The organism is Sphingobium limneticum, assembly GCF_008710155.1.
Classification (GTDB): domain Bacteria; phylum Pseudomonadota; class Alphaproteobacteria; order Sphingomonadales; family Sphingomonadaceae; genus Sphingobium; species Sphingobium limneticum.
The window spans coordinates 1-16,658 of the sequence record NZ_VYPZ01000022.1 but is presented as its reverse complement, the minus strand read 5'-3'; the positions used below and the strand labels follow the sequence as shown (position 1 = coordinate 16,658).

The window sequence follows — 16,658 nt, the reverse complement described above, 5'->3', positions numbered from 1 at the left end:
TCCGCGGTTTGTCGCTTCGATCGCGCACTTCATCTTGCGCCCGTCTGTCGTTGCTCGGTGAAGTGTTGGCGAATTTTCTTTCGCACCTGCAAAATATATTGCCATAAGTGCCTGAAACGGCGTAAGCCAACATCCTGTGCCAGTTGGGGAACTGGCGTAGGGGTCGCGGAACGAGGAAAGACGGCACATCGAATACGATGGTCCGTCGCCGTGGATCCGACGGGGTCTTCCGGTCGGTTGAAACGGAAAAAAGGGCAAACGCGTGTCGACACCAGCTTCGAAAATAGTCCCGTTCGGTTCGGGCAACCGCATCGTGGAGACTGCCTGTCGCAGTCTGGCGATCGCAGCCTCCGGGCTGAACGCGATGGAGGCCAAATTCGCCGAGCGCGATTTCGCTGCCACATTTCTGCGAGTCATCGGCGTTATCATGAAGGTGCGCGGCCGCGTGATCGTCACCGGCATCGGCAAGAGCGGGATCGTCTCGCGCAAGATGACGGCAACGCTCACCTCTACCGGTACGCCTGCCATCTTCCTGCATCCCGCCGATGCGGGGCATGGCGACCTTGGCATGATCACGCCGGACGACGTCGTGCTGATGTTGTCCCATTCCGGCGAATCGACCGAACTCGGTCCGATCATCCATTATTGCAAGCGCTTCGCCATCCCGCTCGTCGCCATCACGGCGCAGGCGCAAAGCACGGTTGCTACCGCTGCCGACATGTTGCTGCTGATGCCGGAAGTGGAGGAAGCCTGCCCCAACGCGCTGGCGCCCACCACCTCGACCACGGTGCAGATGGCGCTGGGCGATGCGCTCGCCATTTCGCTGATGGAAATGCGCGGTTTTTCGGCGGACGATTTCTATAAATTCCATCCCAATGGCAAGCTTGGCGCGCAACTGCTCAAGGTGCGCGAACTGATGGCAAAGGGCGACGATGTGCCGGTCGTGGCTGAGGATGCCTCGCTGCTGGACGCCACCATCGAAATGACCCGCGCGCGCTTGGGCGGCACCGCCGTCGTCGATCGCAATGGCCGCCTGATCGGTGCCTTTACCGACGGCGATCTGCGCCGCACCGTCACCGGCAAACAAAATCTGACCGATGCGGTCGGACGCTTCATGACCATGACGCCGCTCGCCGTGGGGCCGGACGAACTGGTTTCGGAGGCACTGCATCTGATGCATGAGCGCAACATCATGCTGCTCTTCGTCTGCGACAATGGCCGCCTGGTCGGCGCCGTGCACATGCACGACTTGCTGCACGCCGGGGTTGCCTGAGCCTTCTTGTCGTCATTCCCGCGCGGGCCGGATCGTCCCGCCTGCCGCGCAAGCCGCTCCGCCTGATCGCGGGGCGGACGCTGCTTCACCGTACCATCGCCATGGCACGATCGGCGATCGGCGATCGCGCCGACGTGGCCCTGACCGTCGCCACCGATGACGATGCCATCGCCGATCATGCCCGCGCCGTCGGCTGCGATGCGGTGATGACCGATAGCGCCATCGCCACCGGCTCGGGTCGCGCCCTTGCCGCAGCGCTGGTCCAGCCGGTGACGCCGGACTTCGTCATCAACCTTCAGGGCGATTCGCCCTTCCAGCCGAAAGGCGCGCTGGGGGCCGTGATCGCCGCATTGCAGGCGGGCGCGTCGGTCGCCACGCCGGTGATTGCACTCGACTGGCCCGCGCTCGATGCGTTGCGCGACCATAAGACGCGCTCGCCGTTCAGCGGCACCACTTGCGCCCGCGCGCCGGACGGCCAGGCCCTCTGGTTTTCCAAAAATATCATCCCCGCCATCCGCGGCGAGGAAAAGCTGCGCGAAACCACGCCTCGCTCGCCGGTGTGGCGGCATGTGGGCCTCTATGGCTATGCGCTCGGTGCGCTGCAACGGTTCGAGGCCTGTCCGCCGACCGCGCTGGAAAATCTGGAGGGGCTGGAGCAATTGCGCCTGCTCGAACTCGGCATTCCGGTCATGACCGTCGCCGTCGATCCGCCGCGCTTCGACAGCAGCGGCATCGATACGGAGGCGGATATCAGCCGGGTCGAGGCGCTGATCGCGCTCCATGGCGACCCCACGCCGCTCTGAGCATTCCGTCATGCGCCGCCTCTTCATCATTCGTCATGGCAACACATTCGCCAGCAGCGCGGAAGCGTGCCGCGTTGGCGCGCGCACCGACATCCCGCTGGTGGAAAGCGGCCGCGCTCAGGCCGACCGGCTGGGGGACTGGTTCGCCCAGCAGAAACTGCCGATCGACCGTCTGTTCTCCAGCCCGTTGCAACGCGCCCGCGAAACGGCCGATCGCATTGCGGCGGCCACCGGTCATGCGCGCGACGGCAGTCTCGACTGGCTGGGAGAAATCGACCATGGCCCGGATGAGGGGAGGCCGGAAAGCGAGGTGCTGGCTCGCATCGGCGCGCAAGCGCTGGTCGACTGGGACGAGCGCGGCATCGCGCCGGATGGCTGGATCGTCGATGCCGACCGACGCCTCGCCGCCTGGCGGGCCTTCTTTGCGGAGGGCGGGGCGGGGGTCGACCTGCTCGTCACCAGCAACGGCGCGGCGCGTTTCGCCCTGATCGCCGCTGGCCTGCCATTGGGCGCGCTCAAATTGCGCACCGGCGCCTTTGGCGAACTGGCCGTCGCACCCGATGGCATGGTCACGCTGGTCCGTTGGGACGAACGCCCCTAATCTTCAACCGCATTCCACCGTGACATGCTCCATGCGGGGCAGCGCCCGCACCCGCGCCCGCACCCTGGCGCCGTCCGCGCCGGGGGCCAGGCTGATGATCGCGGCATGGGCATGCGGCCCGATGCGCCAGACATGCAGGTCGCGGATGGTCGCGCCCTCCGCCTCCACCAGTCCGCGCACTCGCGCCATCAGCGCCGGCTCGGCAGTATCGAGCAGGATCGCGGCGGTATCCTTCATCAGGCCCCAAGCCCAACGGGCGATGACGACCGCGCCCAGCAGGCCGACCGCCGGGTCCATCCACCACCAGCCCAGATAACGCCCGGCCAGCAGTGCGCCGATCGCCAGCACCGATGTCAGCGCATCGGTCAGCACATGCACATAGGCGGCGCGCAGATTATTGTCGCTATGGCCCTGCTTCTGGTCAGGCGCATGATCGTGCCCGTGGTCATGATCATGGCCGCCATGCCCATGATCATGGCTATGGTCATGCCCCAGCAGAAAGGCGCTGATGATATTGATGATGAGGCCGATCACCGCCACCAAGGTCGCCTCGCCAAAGGCGACGTGGATCGGCTGAAAAAAGCGCATGCCCGATTCGATGGCGATGAACAGCGCCGTACCCAGCAGCAGCAGGGCGGAGGCGAAGCCGGCCAGATCGCCGACCTTGCCTGTCCCGAACGTGTAGCGCGGATTGCGCGCATGGCGCCTGGCATAGCCATAGGCCGCCGCCGCGACGGCCAGCGCGCCGGCATGGGTCGCCATATGAAAGCCGTCCGCCAGCAGCGCCATCGACCCGGTGATCCAGCCGAAGGCGATTTCCACCACCATGGTCGCTGCGGTCAGCCATACGACCCACACGGTCCGCTTGGCATTCTGATCATGCCCGGCGGACAGGTAGATATGGTCGAAATAATGGCTGTCCTCGCCCTCATCGGATGCGGGGCGGGCGGTGGTCGGCGTATCATGGCTATGGTCGCCATGATTGTGGCTATGTCCGTACCCGTGCGAATGGTCGTCATGATCGTGCATCGTCATTTCCCGTAGCGGCGGATCAACGCCAGCATTTCCTCGGTCGCGGCCGTCCGCGCCTCGTCCGACAGGCCCGGCCGGGCAACATGTTCGCGCATATGCTGTTCGATCAGCTCTTCCATCAGGCTGCCGACCGCGCCGCGCACCGACGCGACCAGTTGCAATGTTTCCGAACAGCCCGCGTCGCCGGTCAGCTGTCGCTCGACCGCGGCGACCTGGCCAGCGATCCGGCGTACCCGCGCCAGCAATTTGTCTCGATCCGCGATAATGTGCATAGGATACCCCCCTATACTATATTTCCGAAGACGCCTAGCCCCGACTTCGCTTAACAGGGGGCATGACGGACACACTCGACTGCGACCTGGCGATCATCGGCGGCGGCCTTTCCGGCGGCCTGGTCGCGCTTGCCTTTGCTGCCTTGCGCCCGGAGGTTCGGCTGTTGCTGGTCGAACAGGGGGAGCGCCCCGGCGGGAACCATGTCTGGTCCTTCTTCGACGGCGACGTCGCCCCCGCCGATCGCTGGCTGATCGATCCGCTGGTCGCGCATCGCTGGCCGCAGGGGCATCATGTTGATTTTCCGGGCTATAGTCGGGATCTGGCCACGCCCTATAATAGCGTGAATACTGTCCAACTCGCTGTCGCACTTGAACGTGTGCTGGGCGAACGATTGCTTATCCACGCCACGGTTACGGCGATCGCTCCCGGCCATGTCGGACTGGCCGACGGCCGCAAGATCAGGACGCAGGCCGTGATCGACGCTCGGGGTGCGGGCGATCTGTCCACGCTCCGCTGCGGCTGGCAGAAGTTCGTCGGCCATGCCCTCCGCCTCGACGCGCCGCATGGCATCGATCGCCCGGTCATCATGGATGCGACGGTGGATCAGCATGACGGCTACCGCTTCGTCTATCTGCTCCCCTGGGATGACCGGACGATCTTCATCGAAGACACTTATTATAGCGATATGCCCCAGCTCGACACCGCCACGATCGACGCCCGCATCGCCGCCTATGCGCAGGCGAAAGGCTGGCAGGGCGAGGTCATCCATCGCGAACAGGGCGTGTTGCCCGTCGTCCATGGCGGCGACTTCGACCGCTACTGGCCCAAGGATGATCCTGTCGCCCGCGCCGGGGTGCGCGCCGGCCTGTTCCAGCCGATGACCGGCTATTCCCTGCCCGACGCCGTGCGATTCGCGCGCTGGCTGGCGGATAAGCCACTGGATAGCCTCCCTGCCGCGACCCGCGCCTATGCCAGGGCGCATTGGCGGCGCGGCGGCTATTATCGTCTGCTCGGCAAGATGCTGTTCGGCGCGGCACGCCCAGACCAGCGCTGGCGCATCTTCGCGCGTTTCTACCGTCTGCGCCCTGCGTTGATTCAGCGCTTCTATGCCGGTCGTTCGACCATCGCCGATCGCATCCGCATCTTGTGCGGACGGCCGCCCGTGCCCATAAGGGACGCCATGCGAACATTGTGGAACCCGCCCGCCTGATGAACAGGCCAAATCCCAGACGCGCGATCGTCATTGGCGCGGGCTTTGGCGGCCTGGCGCTTGCCATCCGGCTGCAATCGGCCGGCATCGAAACCACCCTGGTCGAGGCGCGCGATCGCCCTGGCGGCCGCGCCTATATGTGGGAAAAGGACGGCTTCACCTTCGACGCCGGCCCGACCGTCATCACCGATCCGGATTGCCTGGCCGAACTGTGGCGCCTGTCGGGCCATGACATGGCGCAGGACGTCAGCTTGATGCCGGTGTCGCCCTTCTACCGGCTCAACTGGCGCGACGGCACCAATTTCGATTATTCGAACGACGAAGCCGCCCTGCGCGCCGAAATCGCCAAGCTCGATCCGAACGACATCGCCGGCTACGAACGCTTCTGCGACTATGCCGCCGGCGTGTATGAGGAGGGCTATCGCAAGCTCGGTGCGGTCGCCTTCCTCGACTTCGCCTCCATGATCAAGGCGGCGCCCAGCCTCGCCAAATATCAGGCCTGGCGGTCGGTCTATTCTGTCGTCGCCAGCCATGTGAAGAATGAGAAGCTGCGCGAGGCGCTGTCTTTCCACACATTGCTCGTCGGCGGGAATCCGATGAACACCAGCGCCATCTACGCCCTTATCCACAAGCTGGAAAAGGATGGCGGCGTCTGGTTCGCCAAAGGCGGCACAAACCGCCTCGTTCAAGGGATGGCGACCCATTTCGAGCGGCTTGGCGGCACCTTGCGCCTGGGCGACGCCGTCACGCGAATCGAAACCTATGGGGACAAGGCAACGGCGGTGCATACCGCCTCTGGCTGGCGGGGGGAGGCGGATGCGATCGCCACCAATGCCGACTTGATGCACAGCTATCGCGACCTGCTCGGCCACCACCCGCGCGGCCAGAAGCAGGGCGAGAAGCTGGCACAAAAACGCTGGTCGCCCAGCCTGTTCGTGCTGCATTTCGGTATCAAGGGCAATTGGCCCGGCATCCCGCATCACATGATCCTTTTCGGGCCGCGCTATGAAGGCTTGCTGACCGACATTTATGATCATGGCGTGCTGCCGCAGGACTTCTCGCTCTATCTGCACCATCCGACCGTCACCGATCCGTCGATGGCGCCGGAGGGCTATTCGACCTTCTATGCGCTCGCTCCCGTACCGCATATGGGCAAGCTGCCGATCGACTGGGACCAGTTCGGCCATGCCTATGCCGAACGAATCCTGGACGAAATCCAGCATCGGCTGATCCCCGACATTCGTTCGCGGATCGTCACCCGTTTCCATTATGCGCCGACAGATTTCAGTCGCGATCTCAACGCACATATGGGCAGCGCCTTCAGCCTGGAGCCGCTGCTGACCCAGAGCGCCTGGTTCCGTGCGCATAATCGCGACGATGTCATTCCCAACCTCTATCTGGTAGGGGCCGGCACCCATCCCGGCGCTGGCATCCCCGGCGTGGTGGGCAGCGCCAAGGCGACCGCGGCGCTGATGTTGGACGATTTAGGATAAGGGGCATGGCCCCACGGACGGACGAAATGAAGAGACTGGCAGTATATTGCGGATCGGCGACGCCGGCCGACCTTACCTATATCGACGCGGCGCGCCATGTCGGCCGCACGCTGGCGGAGCGCGGCATCGGTGTCGTCTATGGCGGCGGGCGGCTCGGCCTGATGGGCGCGGTGGCGGATGCGGCGCTGGAGGCGGGCGGCGAGGTGATCGGCGTGATCCCCGAAGCGCTGGTCGGCGCGGAAGTCGCGCATCGCGGCTGCACCGAATTGCACGTCGTCCAGACCATGCATCAGCGCAAGCAGCTTTTCACCGACCTGTCTGACGGTTTCGTCACGCTGCCGGGCGGTGTGGGCACGATGGATGAATTGTGGGAAGCGATCAGCTGGGCGCAGCTGGGTTATCACAGCAAGCCGGTAGGCCTGCTCAACGTCGCGGGTTTCTACGACCAGCTGATCGGCTTCAACCGGCAGATGGTGGAGGCCGGTTTCATCCGCGCCCAGCATGCCGGCATCCTGATCCATGACGACAGTATCGAAGGGCTGGTCGACGCCATGGCCGCCTATCAGCCGCATGAGACGATCTTCGCGATGAAGGCGGCACGGCTGTAAACATATCATCCGTTCGTTCCGAGCCCTTCGACTGCCTGCCAAGGCAGGCGCTCAGGATAAACTAGGTCGAGAAACGCTGGCGCAGCGCTATCCGTTTCTCGACGCGCTCGAAACGAACGGAGCTTGGGTGACTTTCCGTGCGGAGCAGGGCATGTCTGGCCCATGTCCTCTACTATCCCCGACCGCGCCGCCCTCGTTACCCACGCCCGCGACAGCATCGCGCGCGGTTCCAAATCCTTCGCGATGGCTTCGAAGCTGTTCGACCGCGTGACGCGCGAGCGGGCCTGGCTGCTTTATGCCTGGTGCCGCAAGTGCGACGATATCGCCGATGGACAGGATCATGGCGGCGCGATGACCAGCGTATCGGATGCGCAGGCCCGCCTTTCCATGATGCGCGTACTGACCGACAAGGCGATGCGCGGCGAGCCGACCGGCGACCCGGCCTTTGACGGCTTTGGCGTGGTGATGCGCGAATGCGCCATCCCCGCCGTCTACGCCCATGACCTGATCGAGGGCTTTGCGCTCGACGCCCGCGACTGGCGGCCGCGCAGCGAGGCCGACATGCTGCGCTATTGCTATCATGTCGCCGGCGCGGTCGGCTGCATGATGGCGGTGTTGATGGGCGTCGATCCGGACGATCAGGCGACGCTCGACCGCGCCTGCGACCTCGGCCTTGCCTTTCAGCTCGCCAATATCGCCCGCGACATCAGCGAGGATGAGGCGGCGGATCGCTGCTACCTGCCGCAGGAGTGGCTGGCGGAAATGGACATCCCGCCGGGCGAGCATATGAAGCCCTGGGTCCGTCCGCGCCTTGCCATACTCGCCCGGCGCATGGCCGACATGGCCGCCGATTATGAGGCGAGCGCCCGCCACGGCACGGGGGCCTTGCCGCCCCGTGCGGCCTGGGCGGTGCTGGCAGCGGCCGGCATCTATGGCGACATCGCACGCCAGGTCGCACGCCAGGGCGAACATGCCTGGGACCATCGCGTCGTCACGCTCAAGCGTGAGAAACTGGGCTGGGTGGCACGGGCAGCCGTTCAGACCGTCGGCAGGGCGCGTCGCTGGCCGGCGACTACGCCTCGTCCCGCGACGCTTTGGACCCGCTCGGGCTGACCTTCCAAAGCACGGCCGCCTTCACTGCTGCACGGAAACAAGGGCTGATGCTTTCGCACCGGCGCGTTGTAAAAAAAAGGGTCGGCACTTTCGTACCGACCCAAGGCATGTTCGCAGGAGGAACATCGGAAGGCGGGGCGGCGGACCATGCCGCCCGGCCAATGCAGTGAAAACTTACTGGTTGTAGGCGCGCTCGCCATGTTCGCCGAGGTCGAGGCCTTCATATTCGACCTCCTGGCTGACCCGCAGACCGGTGACGGCCTTGGCGATGAAGATGGCGATGGCGGTGCCGATCGATGCCCAGATGATGGTCACGATGACCGCTTCGATCTGGACCAGCAGCTTGGCGCCGATTGCATAGTCTTCCGCGCCGGGGCCACCGAAGGCGGGCGAGTAGACGATGGCGGTACCGATCGCGCCGATCATGCCGCCGATGCCGTGGATGCCGAAGGCGTCCAGCGAGTCGTCATAGCCGAGCTTGGGCTTGAGGACCGTAACGGCGTAGAAGCAGACGATCGAGGCGACAGCGCCCAGGATGATCGCGCCGAACGGGCCGGAGTTGCCGGCGGCAGGCGTCACGGCGACGAGGCCGGCGATGATGCCCGAGCAGAAGCCCAGGGCCGAACCCTTATGACCGTTCAGCTTTTCGGCCAGCATCCAGAACAGACCACCCGAAGCCGTGGCGACGAAGGTGTTGATCATGGCGAGTGCGGCCGAGCCATTGGCTTCCAGCGCCGAACCGGCGTTGAAGCCGAACCAGCCGACCCACAGCAGGCCGGTGCCGACGCCCGTCAGCGTCAGGCTGTGCGGCGCCATCGGTTCCTTGGGATAGCCGATACGCTTGCCCAGGATGAGGCAGGCCACCAGAGCGGACACGCCCGCGTTGATGTGCACCACGGTGCCGCCAGCGAAGTCGAGTGCGCCAGCCTTGAAGAAATAGCCAGACGCGGCCCAGACCATGTGAGCGATCGGGAAATAGGTGATGGTCAGCCACACGGCGGCGAACACCATGACGGCCGAGAATTTGATGCGTTCGACCACCGAGCCCAGCACCAGCGCCACGGTGATCGCGGCAAAGGTCATCTGGAAGCTGATGAACACATATTCGGGGATTTCGACGCCTGCGGTGAAGGTCGCAGCCTGCGAAGCGGGCGTGACGCCCTTCAGGAACGCCTTGTCGAAGGTCGAAACGAAGTTGGAAAGGCCGCTGGTATAGTCGGGGCCAAAGGCCATCGAATAACCGTACATGACCCAGATGAGCATCGCGAGACACGCAGCCGCACCGATCTGCGTCATGACCGACAGCATGTTCTTGCTGCGGACCAGGCCGCCGTAGAACAGGGCCAGGCCCGGCAGGATCATCGCCAGCACCAAAATGGTGGAGGTCATCATCCAGGCGACGTCGCCCTTGTCGACCGTGGCGGCGGGCGCCGCAGCGTCCTGCGCCCAGGCGGGCAGGGCAGCGAAGAGCGAAAGCGCGGTCGCCCCCGCCACGCTGCCGATTTTCTTGGAAAAGGTCATCATTCCCCCCTTCTTACAGCGCGGTTTCGCCGGTCTCGCCGGTGCGGATGCGCACGGCCTGACCGACATCGAGGACGAAGATCTTGCCATCGCCGATAGCGCCCGAATTGGCGGCCGCCTGGGTCGCTTCCACGACGCGGGGCGCGAGGTCGTCGTCGCAGACCACCTCGATCTTGATCTTCGGGACCATATTCGTCGAATATTCGGCGCCGCGGTAGATTTCGGTCTGCCCCTTCTGGCGGCCGAAGCCCTTCACTTCGCTCACCGTCATTCCTGCGATGCCGAGCGAGGAGAGTGCCTCGCGGACATCGTCAAGCTTGAACGGCTTGATGATAGCCATGACAAGTTTCATGTCGCCCCCTGTTACTGGTGTGCGGGGACATACTCAGCAAGAGGCGTGCCAAAACGCTAAAGGCGCGTTAATGCGGGGTTAGGAGGCAGGACGGCCAGAGAGAGCGCCAAAAAATTGTGCAGCGCGACTTTGCTGCCTAAAAAATGGGCAGCTTTTGCCTACCAGCGCGCGCCTTCTTCCACCGCTGCCGCTTCTTCCGGCGTGGTGGGGCGGCCCATTACCGTGTTGCGATGGGGAAAATGTCCGAAACGCGCGATGGTTTCATGATGTTTGCGCGCGAAATCCAGCGACCGCTCGTCGCCGGCGCCTTCGAACAGCGTCAAGGACAAATCCTGATCCTCGATCGCTTCGCTATGCTGGAACGGCATGTAGAAGAACAAGCGCCCGGCGCCGCCGATCTGGATGTCATAGCCCAGCGCGATCGCGCCACGGGCCACATCGCGCGCAAGGGGATCGGTGGCGAACGCTTGCGCCGTGTCGCGAAACATATTGCGGGGCAGCTGGTCGAACAGCAGGATCGCCGCCAGCGCATCGTCCGCACGATCGAGAAAGCTTTCGGCGGGCAGTGCCTGCTTTTCCTGCCACAAAGCCCGAAAGCGCGTCGTGCAAAGCCGATCGAGGTCGGGATCATGGCCGAACCATCCCTGCTCGCCCACCTGGTTGAACCAGAAATCGAGCAGGGCGGCGGCCCAGTCGTCCGTCACCGCATCATGGCTATCGGTCAGCATGTTCATACCCCATCAACAACGGATGCCCGATGCCGTTCCGCCATTCATGCCGTCGCAGGCTCAGGTCGCCGTGCCGCCGATCGTCAGGCCTTCCAGCAGCAATGTCGGCTGGCCCACGCCCGCCGGTACGCTCTGTCCGCCCTTGCCACACATGCCGATGCCTTCGTCCAGCGCCCAGTCGTTGCCGATGCCGATCACCTTGGTCAGCGCGGTCGGACCATCGCCGATCAGGGTCGCGCCCTTGATCGGATCGCCGATCTTGCCATTCTCGACCTTATAGGCCTCGGTGCAGGAGAAGACGAACTTGCCCGACACGATGTCGACCTGCCCGCCGCCAAAGCTCTTGGCGAAGATGCCGGATTTCATGCGGCTCAGCAGTTCCTCCGGATCGTCCTGGCCGCCCTTGATGAAGGTATTGGTCATGCGCGGCATGGGGGCGTGGGCGTAGCTTTCGCGGCGGCCGTTGCCGGTGGGGGCGACGCCCATCAGCCGGGCGTTCAGTCGGTCCTGCATATAGCCTTTGAGGATGCCATCCTCGATCAGGATATTTTCCTGCGTCGGCGTGCCTTCGTCATCGATGGAGAGCGAGCCGCGCCGGCTCATGATGCTGCCATCGTCCACGACGGTGACGCCGGGCGCGGCGACGCGCTGGCCGATGCGGCCCGAAAAGGCGCTGGTGCCCTTGCGGTTGAAATCACCTTCCAGGCCATGGCCGATGGCTTCATGCACCAGCACGCCGGGCCAGCCGGGGCCGAGCAGCACGGTCATTTCGCCGGCGGGGGCGGCGATCGAGCGCAGATTGACCTGCGCCTGGGCCAGCGCCTCGTCGATGGCGCGGTTCCAGATCGCGGGGGCCATCACCTCGTCATAAAGATAGCGGCCGCCGATGCCGAACACGCCGGTTTCGCGGCGGCCATTTTCCTCCAGAATGACGGAGACGTTCAGGCGCACGAGCGGGCGGATGTCGGTCGCGGTAAAACCGTCGGCGCGAACGATTTCCACCACCGACCAGCTGCCAGCCAGGCTGACCGACACCTGCGCGACGCGCGGGTCGCGGGCGCGGGCCGCCGCGTCGATCTCGGCGCACAGCTTCACCTTCTCGGCGAAGGGGACGATCTCCAGCGGATTGGCGTCGGTATAGAGATGGCGGTTGGTGTGCGGCGGCGGTGGGGCAGGCTGGCCCTTGGCCGGATCGAGCAGGCTCAGCGTTTGCGCTGCCTTCGCGATCGCCGCTTCGCTGATGTCGTTGGCATGGGCGAAACCGGTCATTTCACCGGACACGCCACGCAGCCCAAAGCCGGCATCGGTCGAATAATCGGCGGTCTTCAGGCGCCCATCGTCAAATCCGAAGCTCTCGCTCGCCCGATATTGCAGATAGAGTTCGCCATCGTCGCAGGCGCCCAGCGCCTGTGCGGTCAGATGGCGCGCGCCATCGGGATCGAGCAGGCCCGGACGATAGAGAAGGCCACGGGCGTCAGTGAAGAGGGGAGCGAGGTCGGTCATGCCGCCCGATATAGGGGCGGCACGGCGGAAGCCCAATAGAAAAGCTTAAAGGCTGGCGCCCGATGCGATGTCGGGCTTGGTCACGACGTCGCCATGATCGGCCACGCCGCCGATCAACACGAAGCGACGGTCGCAATAGCCGCAATCGACATAGCCATGCTCGTCGATTTCCAGAAAGACGCGCGGATGGCCGAGGGCGGCGGGAATGTCTCCGCTACCGTCGCAGGACACGCGGGACTTGGAGACTCGGATGGTTTCGGGCGGCTGGATCATGACGAAGCGGTTAGCAGCGGTGCCGGTGTGCTGCAATATGCGGCATTACATCAATGGCGGTTGATGGCTGGTGCAAGGCTTGTGGCCCTGCATTTTGGTCATCTTGACGATGGTGTGCCAACCCGTGAAAGGTGCCGCCGCCATCACCGCAAGCGGCGACAGCATCAGCATGAGGGGCAGGATCGTCCCGTTGAAGAAGGCTGCAAATGGCATGCAGTAACATTGCTATACGCAGGCTTGCTGCGCGATGAACGTTACGGATGCGGATTGGATGTCGAAGGTCCGCCGAAGATGCGCTTCGCTTCGCTGCGTGAGTTTCGCCGGAAGCCATCCCCCGGATGGCTTCTTTATCGGCGAAACTGGTGGGCGATGACGGGCTCGAACCGCCGACATTCTCGGTGTAAACGAGACGCTCTACCAACTGAGCTAATCGCCCCCTCTCGGGAGAGCGCCTATCTAAGCGAAAAAGTCGGGCCGTCAAGCGTGAGGATGCAATCAGGTGGCGAGCAGGCGGCGGCTGGCGCCGAACCAGTGGGTCAGCGCATCCGTAGCCTCCTGCGCCAGAGCGATGAAGACGCGGCGACCGTCATGCGGATCGGCCTGACGCTCCACCAGCCCCTTGTCGGTCAGGGTGCGAATCCAGCGCAACGCCGTGGTCGGTGGAACGGCCGCCGCGATGCAGAGGCTCGATACCGACACCCGCTCATGTTCCAGCCGCGCGGCCAGCAGGTCCAGCATCATGTCCCAGGCGGGATCGGCGAACAGGTCGCCGGGCAGGAAGTCGGAACGTATACGCCGGGCGCGCAGCAGGTCGCGCACCTGCGTGGCGGTGATGGCCGGTGCTGCCTTGTCCCCCATCGCTGTCGCGGCGCTGGTGGGCGCGCCGATCGCGGTGCCGATTGTGGCCAGGGCGGGCATGCCGATATAGTCGCTCGGCCGGTCGGAAATGCGCGGACCAAGGTCGAAGCTGGGCATGGCCATGCCCGTCCGTTCCGTCAGCGCGTCGAGCGTGCGGGCCAGGCGGCCGACCTCCTCGCTCAGTCGCTGGAGCCGGGCGCCTTCGCGATCAGCCTCATGCACCTGACCGGCGGCGGGGCGATGTTCGCCGGCCGCGACCAGAGCGGCGGCCAGTTCGGTGCGGTCGGGATCGCACAGCAATTGGCTATGCGGACTGCGTTGGCAGGCGAAGGCCAGTTCCACCGTCTCCCATCCTGCGACCATGATCACGGCCATGCCATTCTGGATCGCCTGGGTTTCGACCTGAACCAACAGCCGTTCCAGCAGCGGCGTCATCGTAGGGCAGAAGAACAGGATCGTGTCGCATTGCGCCTGAAGATCGAGCCGGATCGGGGCGTCGGCCAATGGCGTGACGCCGAGTAGGCGGAAGCCCGCTGCACCGGCCACAGGTTCCAGATCGGCGGCCTCCATCCGGTCCGCCACCACCAGCAGGCTGGCACGATCGTCGCGCGCGGCAAGGGGGGGTATGGCACCCGGTTGGAGCTGTCCCCTTTGGGGTTGGGCGTAGGAAAAATCTTCCATCATGGTCCGACTCCCGTTCTATGTTCGTTCCGTAGAATAAAGCAAGAACGGATCGTTTCAGCCACGAAATCAGCCATAACGGAGATATTGGCCGAAAAGGCGGCATTCTGGCGGGTTACAGGCCCGATCCGCGTGGGCTGTCCGTCCAGCTTCCCGCCAGAGCGACGCCAGAATGAAGGAAGTTTCCTATCCCTCAACAAGGGATGAAGCTTCCTCCATTATGGAGTCAATTATCGTTTCCGGCCTATCGAACCGACGTCGCGCGGGCGAAATCGACATAGAGGCTACGCAGCCGGGTGGCGACCGGGCCGGGCGTGCCGTTGCCGATCGGCTGGCCGTCGATCCGCACCACCGGCAGGCAGAGGGTGGAGGCGCTGGTGATGAAGGCCTCCTTCGCAGCCAGGGCCTCTTCGAGCGTGAAGGGGCGGCGAATGACGGCCAGGCCGCTTTCTTCCGCCAGCGCGGTCAGCGCCGCGCCGGTACAACCCGCCAGCACCGTCTGGCTGTAGGGGCGGGTGACGATCCCCTCATCCGTGACGATGAAGGCGGTGGAGGAAGCGCCTTCGGTGACGAAGCCATCCTCGATCATCCAGGCTTCCTGTGCGCCGGCATCCTTGGCCGTCTGCTTGGCCATGGCCTGGGCGAGCAGGCCGACGCTCTTGATGTCGCGCCGTGCCCAGCGCAGGTCGGGCATGGTCGCCGCGGATATGCCGGTCTTCACGCCGGGCAGATCGACCACGACCTTGTCCTGCATGAACATGAACAGGGTCGGTTGCAGGCCCGGCGCTGCGATGAAGTCGCGGCTGGCGTCCACGCCGCGCGTGATCTGAAGATAGACGAGGCCCTCGGTCAGGCCACTGCGGACGACCAGTTCCTTCTGCGCGGCTTCGATCGCATCGAGCGACAAGGGCAGGGGGATGCCGATGGCGGCGGTCGAGCGTTCCAGCCGGGCCAGATGGCTGGCGCTGTCGACCAGCCCGCCGTCGATCACGGCGGCGACTTCATAAATGCCGTCGGCGAACAGGAAGCCGCGATCGAGGGGGGAGATGCGGACATCTTCGAGGGCCAAGAAGGCACCGTTCAGATAGGCGACGGACATGATATGGGCGATCCTTTGATCTGGTTTGGGCGTGTCTGGCCGCCGCTTTTGCCGGTCGCGCGGGCGGGGTCAAGGGCGACCGGGGTGACGCGCCAAAATAGGATTTGCCTGCCTTAACTTCGCACAATTCCCGCCGATCAAGACATAGAATGTCCTATGTTGGACATATTGTTGCGAGCGACGCCGCGCCGGGCGTAGGGTGCCTGGAAAGCGTCGCAGGGATCATAGCGGGACAGCGGGAAGTAGGACAGGCGCACCGGTGTTGACGTCGTGTAACCTTGAAGTTACATGTAACCTATGGGTTACGTGGAGGTGAAAATGACGACTATGGTTGCGGATCGGGCGGAACGTCTGGTCCGGCGAAGATCGACCGCGGCCATCATGATGGGGACGATATTGATCGTGACCCAGTCGCAAAGGATGGACGATGGCGGGGCGGGGCCGGTCAGTTGGGGCATCACAGGCCTTGTGATGGCGCTGTTCCTGTTGTGGGCCAGCGGCTTGTTCCGCGATCCGCGCCTGCGCGGCATGCTGAATGACGAAGGCAGCGACGTGAACCGGCGGCGATCGTTGATGATCGGATTCTGGAACATGCTGGCGACGGCGATGGTCTGCTATGCGCTGTCTTTCCTGAAGGATTATGGCCCGCGCGACGCGATCCAGATCATCATGACGGTCGGCATCAGCTCCGCACTGATCAGCTTTGGCGTGTCGGAACGGGTGTCCATCCATTCATGACCGAGCGGCTGCTGAACGGACTGCGGGAAGAGCGCGACCGGCTTGGCCTGACGCAGGCGGAACTGGCGCAGCGCGTGGGTGTGTCGCGCAAGACCATCAACACGATCGAAAATCTGGTCTTTTCGCCGTCCGCCCTGCTGGCGATCAGGATTGCGCAGGTGATCGGCAAGCCGGTCGAAGCGCTGTTCTGGATCGGGGATGCGGGGTAATTTGGGGGAAAGGGCCTGCTTGGCCAATGACTGTTTTGGGTGGATGGCGGCCGTGCCAGTTCCCCACCGTCATCCCCGCGAAGGCGGGGATCCATCTCCTTAGCGTTGTACTTGACGCAAGATCAGGAGATGGGTTCCCGCCTTCGCGGGAATGACGAAAAAGGGTGGTGGGTTCAACGGGTGGTGGCAACACAAGCTTGGAAGCGCTCTGCAGGCGTTTGGTACTCGAGCGTTTTCCTGGGTCGTTCGTTGAGTTGCCGGGCAACGGCACTCAGTTTGGCCTGGCTGTA

At 64.3% G+C, this 16,658-nt stretch carries 19 protein-coding genes and 1 tRNA gene; 9 read left to right on the top strand and 11 right to left on the bottom strand.

The features are described from left to right. The first annotated feature begins 313 nt into the window (after positions 1-313). Genes F4U94_RS18635 through F4U94_RS18625 form a run of 3 tightly spaced genes read left to right on the top strand, consistent with a single transcriptional unit; the run spans position 314 to position 2,677 of the window. Positions 314-1,273 carry a KpsF/GutQ family sugar-phosphate isomerase gene (locus F4U94_RS18635; RefSeq protein ID WP_120250952.1) on the top strand — a complete coding sequence of 320 codons (960 nt, stop codon included), beginning with the start codon at positions 314-316 and terminating at the stop codon, positions 1,271-1,273. Further along, positions 1,270-2,076: a 3-deoxy-manno-octulosonate cytidylyltransferase gene (locus F4U94_RS18630; protein ID WP_120250951.1), complete on the top strand. Its 807-nt coding sequence runs from the start codon at positions 1,270-1,272 to the stop codon at positions 2,074-2,076. The genes F4U94_RS18635 and F4U94_RS18630 overlap by 4 nt, the downstream gene beginning before the upstream one ends. Positions 2,077-2,086: 10 nt before the next feature. Continuing rightward, positions 2,087-2,677 carry a histidine phosphatase family protein gene (locus F4U94_RS18625; protein WP_120252184.1) on the top strand — a complete coding sequence of 197 codons (591 nt, stop codon included), beginning with the start codon at positions 2,087-2,089 and terminating at the stop codon, positions 2,675-2,677. Positions 2,678-2,680: 3 nt separating this feature from the next. On the opposite strand, the gene dmeF is transcribed toward F4U94_RS18625, so the two are convergent. Both dmeF and F4U94_RS18615 read right to left on the bottom strand, forming a co-directional pair. After that, complete coding sequence (gene dmeF, locus F4U94_RS18620; protein WP_120250950.1) at positions 2,681-3,712, bottom strand: CDF family Co(II)/Ni(II) efflux transporter DmeF; 1,032 nt, start codon at positions 3,710-3,712, stop codon at positions 2,681-2,683. Next, positions 3,709-3,981 (bottom strand): metal/formaldehyde-sensitive transcriptional repressor, encoded by a 273-nt coding sequence (locus tag F4U94_RS18615; protein ID WP_120250949.1) that lies wholly within the window; start codon positions 3,979-3,981, stop codon positions 3,709-3,711. Before F4U94_RS18615 ends, dmeF begins: the two co-directional genes overlap by 4 nt. 62 nt (positions 3,982-4,043) lie before the next feature. Here F4U94_RS18615 and crtY point away from each other — a divergent pair, with 62 nt between their 5' ends. The 4 genes from crtY (at position 4,044) to F4U94_RS18595 (ending at position 8,406) form a co-directional block, all read left to right on the top strand. Beyond that, the gene (crtY, locus tag F4U94_RS18610) at positions 4,044-5,192 is read left to right on the top strand and encodes a lycopene beta-cyclase CrtY (RefSeq protein ID WP_120250948.1); all 1,149 of its coding nucleotides are present in this window, start codon (positions 4,044-4,046) and stop codon (positions 5,190-5,192) included. After that, complete coding sequence (locus F4U94_RS18605) at positions 5,192-6,685, top strand: phytoene desaturase (RefSeq protein WP_120252183.1); 1,494 nt, start codon at positions 5,192-5,194, stop codon at positions 6,683-6,685. Before crtY ends, F4U94_RS18605 begins: the two co-directional genes overlap by 1 nt. Before the next feature lie 26 nt (positions 6,686-6,711). Beyond that, positions 6,712-7,293, top strand: coding sequence for an LOG family protein (locus F4U94_RS18600; RefSeq protein WP_120250947.1), 582 nt, complete (start codon positions 6,712-6,714; stop codon positions 7,291-7,293). 162 nt (positions 7,294-7,455) lie between these two features. Continuing rightward, on the top strand, positions 7,456-8,406 hold the full coding sequence (locus F4U94_RS18595) for a phytoene/squalene synthase family protein (RefSeq protein WP_120250946.1): 951 nt from the start codon (positions 7,456-7,458) through the stop codon (positions 8,404-8,406). Between the two features lie 174 nt (positions 8,407-8,580). Here F4U94_RS18595 and F4U94_RS18590 read toward each other — a convergent pair whose 3' ends face one another. The 9 genes from F4U94_RS18590 to F4U94_RS18555 form a co-directional block, all read right to left on the bottom strand. Further along, positions 8,581-9,927 carry an ammonium transporter gene (locus tag F4U94_RS18590; RefSeq protein ID WP_120250945.1) on the bottom strand — a complete coding sequence of 449 codons (1,347 nt, stop codon included), beginning with the start codon at positions 9,925-9,927 and terminating at the stop codon, positions 8,581-8,583. Between the two features lie 13 nt (positions 9,928-9,940). Beyond that, the gene (locus tag F4U94_RS18585) at positions 9,941-10,279 is read right to left on the bottom strand and encodes a P-II family nitrogen regulator (RefSeq protein WP_004209785.1); all 339 of its coding nucleotides are present in this window, start codon (positions 10,277-10,279) and stop codon (positions 9,941-9,943) included. A 158-nt stretch (positions 10,280-10,437) separates the two neighbouring features. Then, the gene (locus tag F4U94_RS18580) at positions 10,438-11,013 is read right to left on the bottom strand and encodes a DUF924 family protein (RefSeq protein ID WP_120250944.1); all 576 of its coding nucleotides are present in this window, start codon (positions 11,011-11,013) and stop codon (positions 10,438-10,440) included. Positions 11,014-11,067: 54 nt separating this feature from the next. Beyond that, a complete protein-coding gene (tldD, locus tag F4U94_RS18575; RefSeq protein WP_120252182.1) occupies positions 11,068-12,510 on the bottom strand; it encodes a metalloprotease TldD in 1,443 nt (480 codons plus the stop codon). Positions 12,511-12,555: 45 nt separating this feature from the next. Then, positions 12,556-12,783 carry a zinc-finger domain-containing protein gene (locus tag F4U94_RS18570; RefSeq protein WP_120250943.1) on the bottom strand — a complete coding sequence of 76 codons (228 nt, stop codon included), beginning with the start codon at positions 12,781-12,783 and terminating at the stop codon, positions 12,556-12,558. Between the two features lie 45 nt (positions 12,784-12,828). Next, positions 12,829-12,996 carry a hypothetical protein gene (locus F4U94_RS24450; RefSeq protein ID WP_170271964.1) on the bottom strand — a complete coding sequence of 56 codons (168 nt, stop codon included), beginning with the start codon at positions 12,994-12,996 and terminating at the stop codon, positions 12,829-12,831. Positions 12,997-13,143: 147 nt separating this feature from the next. After that, a tRNA-Val gene (locus F4U94_RS18565) sits at positions 13,144-13,219 on the bottom strand. A 59-nt stretch (positions 13,220-13,278) separates the two neighbouring features. Further along, positions 13,279-14,322 carry a MarR family transcriptional regulator gene (locus F4U94_RS18560; protein WP_246171645.1) on the bottom strand — a complete coding sequence of 348 codons (1,044 nt, stop codon included), beginning with the start codon at positions 14,320-14,322 and terminating at the stop codon, positions 13,279-13,281. A gap of 244 nt (positions 14,323-14,566) precedes the next feature. Then, positions 14,567-15,421 carry a D-amino-acid transaminase gene (locus F4U94_RS18555; protein ID WP_120250941.1) on the bottom strand — a complete coding sequence of 285 codons (855 nt, stop codon included), beginning with the start codon at positions 15,419-15,421 and terminating at the stop codon, positions 14,567-14,569. 318 nt (positions 15,422-15,739) lie between these two features. Between F4U94_RS18555 and F4U94_RS18550 the strand changes: the two genes are divergently transcribed. Both F4U94_RS18550 and F4U94_RS18545 read left to right on the top strand, forming a co-directional pair. Further along, a complete protein-coding gene (locus F4U94_RS18550; protein WP_145986233.1) occupies positions 15,740-16,159 on the top strand; it encodes a hypothetical protein in 420 nt (139 codons plus the stop codon). Then, positions 16,156-16,368, top strand: a complete 213-nt coding sequence (locus F4U94_RS18545; RefSeq protein ID WP_120250939.1) for a helix-turn-helix transcriptional regulator — start codon at positions 16,156-16,158, stop codon at positions 16,366-16,368. The genes F4U94_RS18550 and F4U94_RS18545 overlap by 4 nt, the downstream gene beginning before the upstream one ends. The last annotated feature ends 290 nt before the right edge of the window (positions 16,369-16,658 follow it).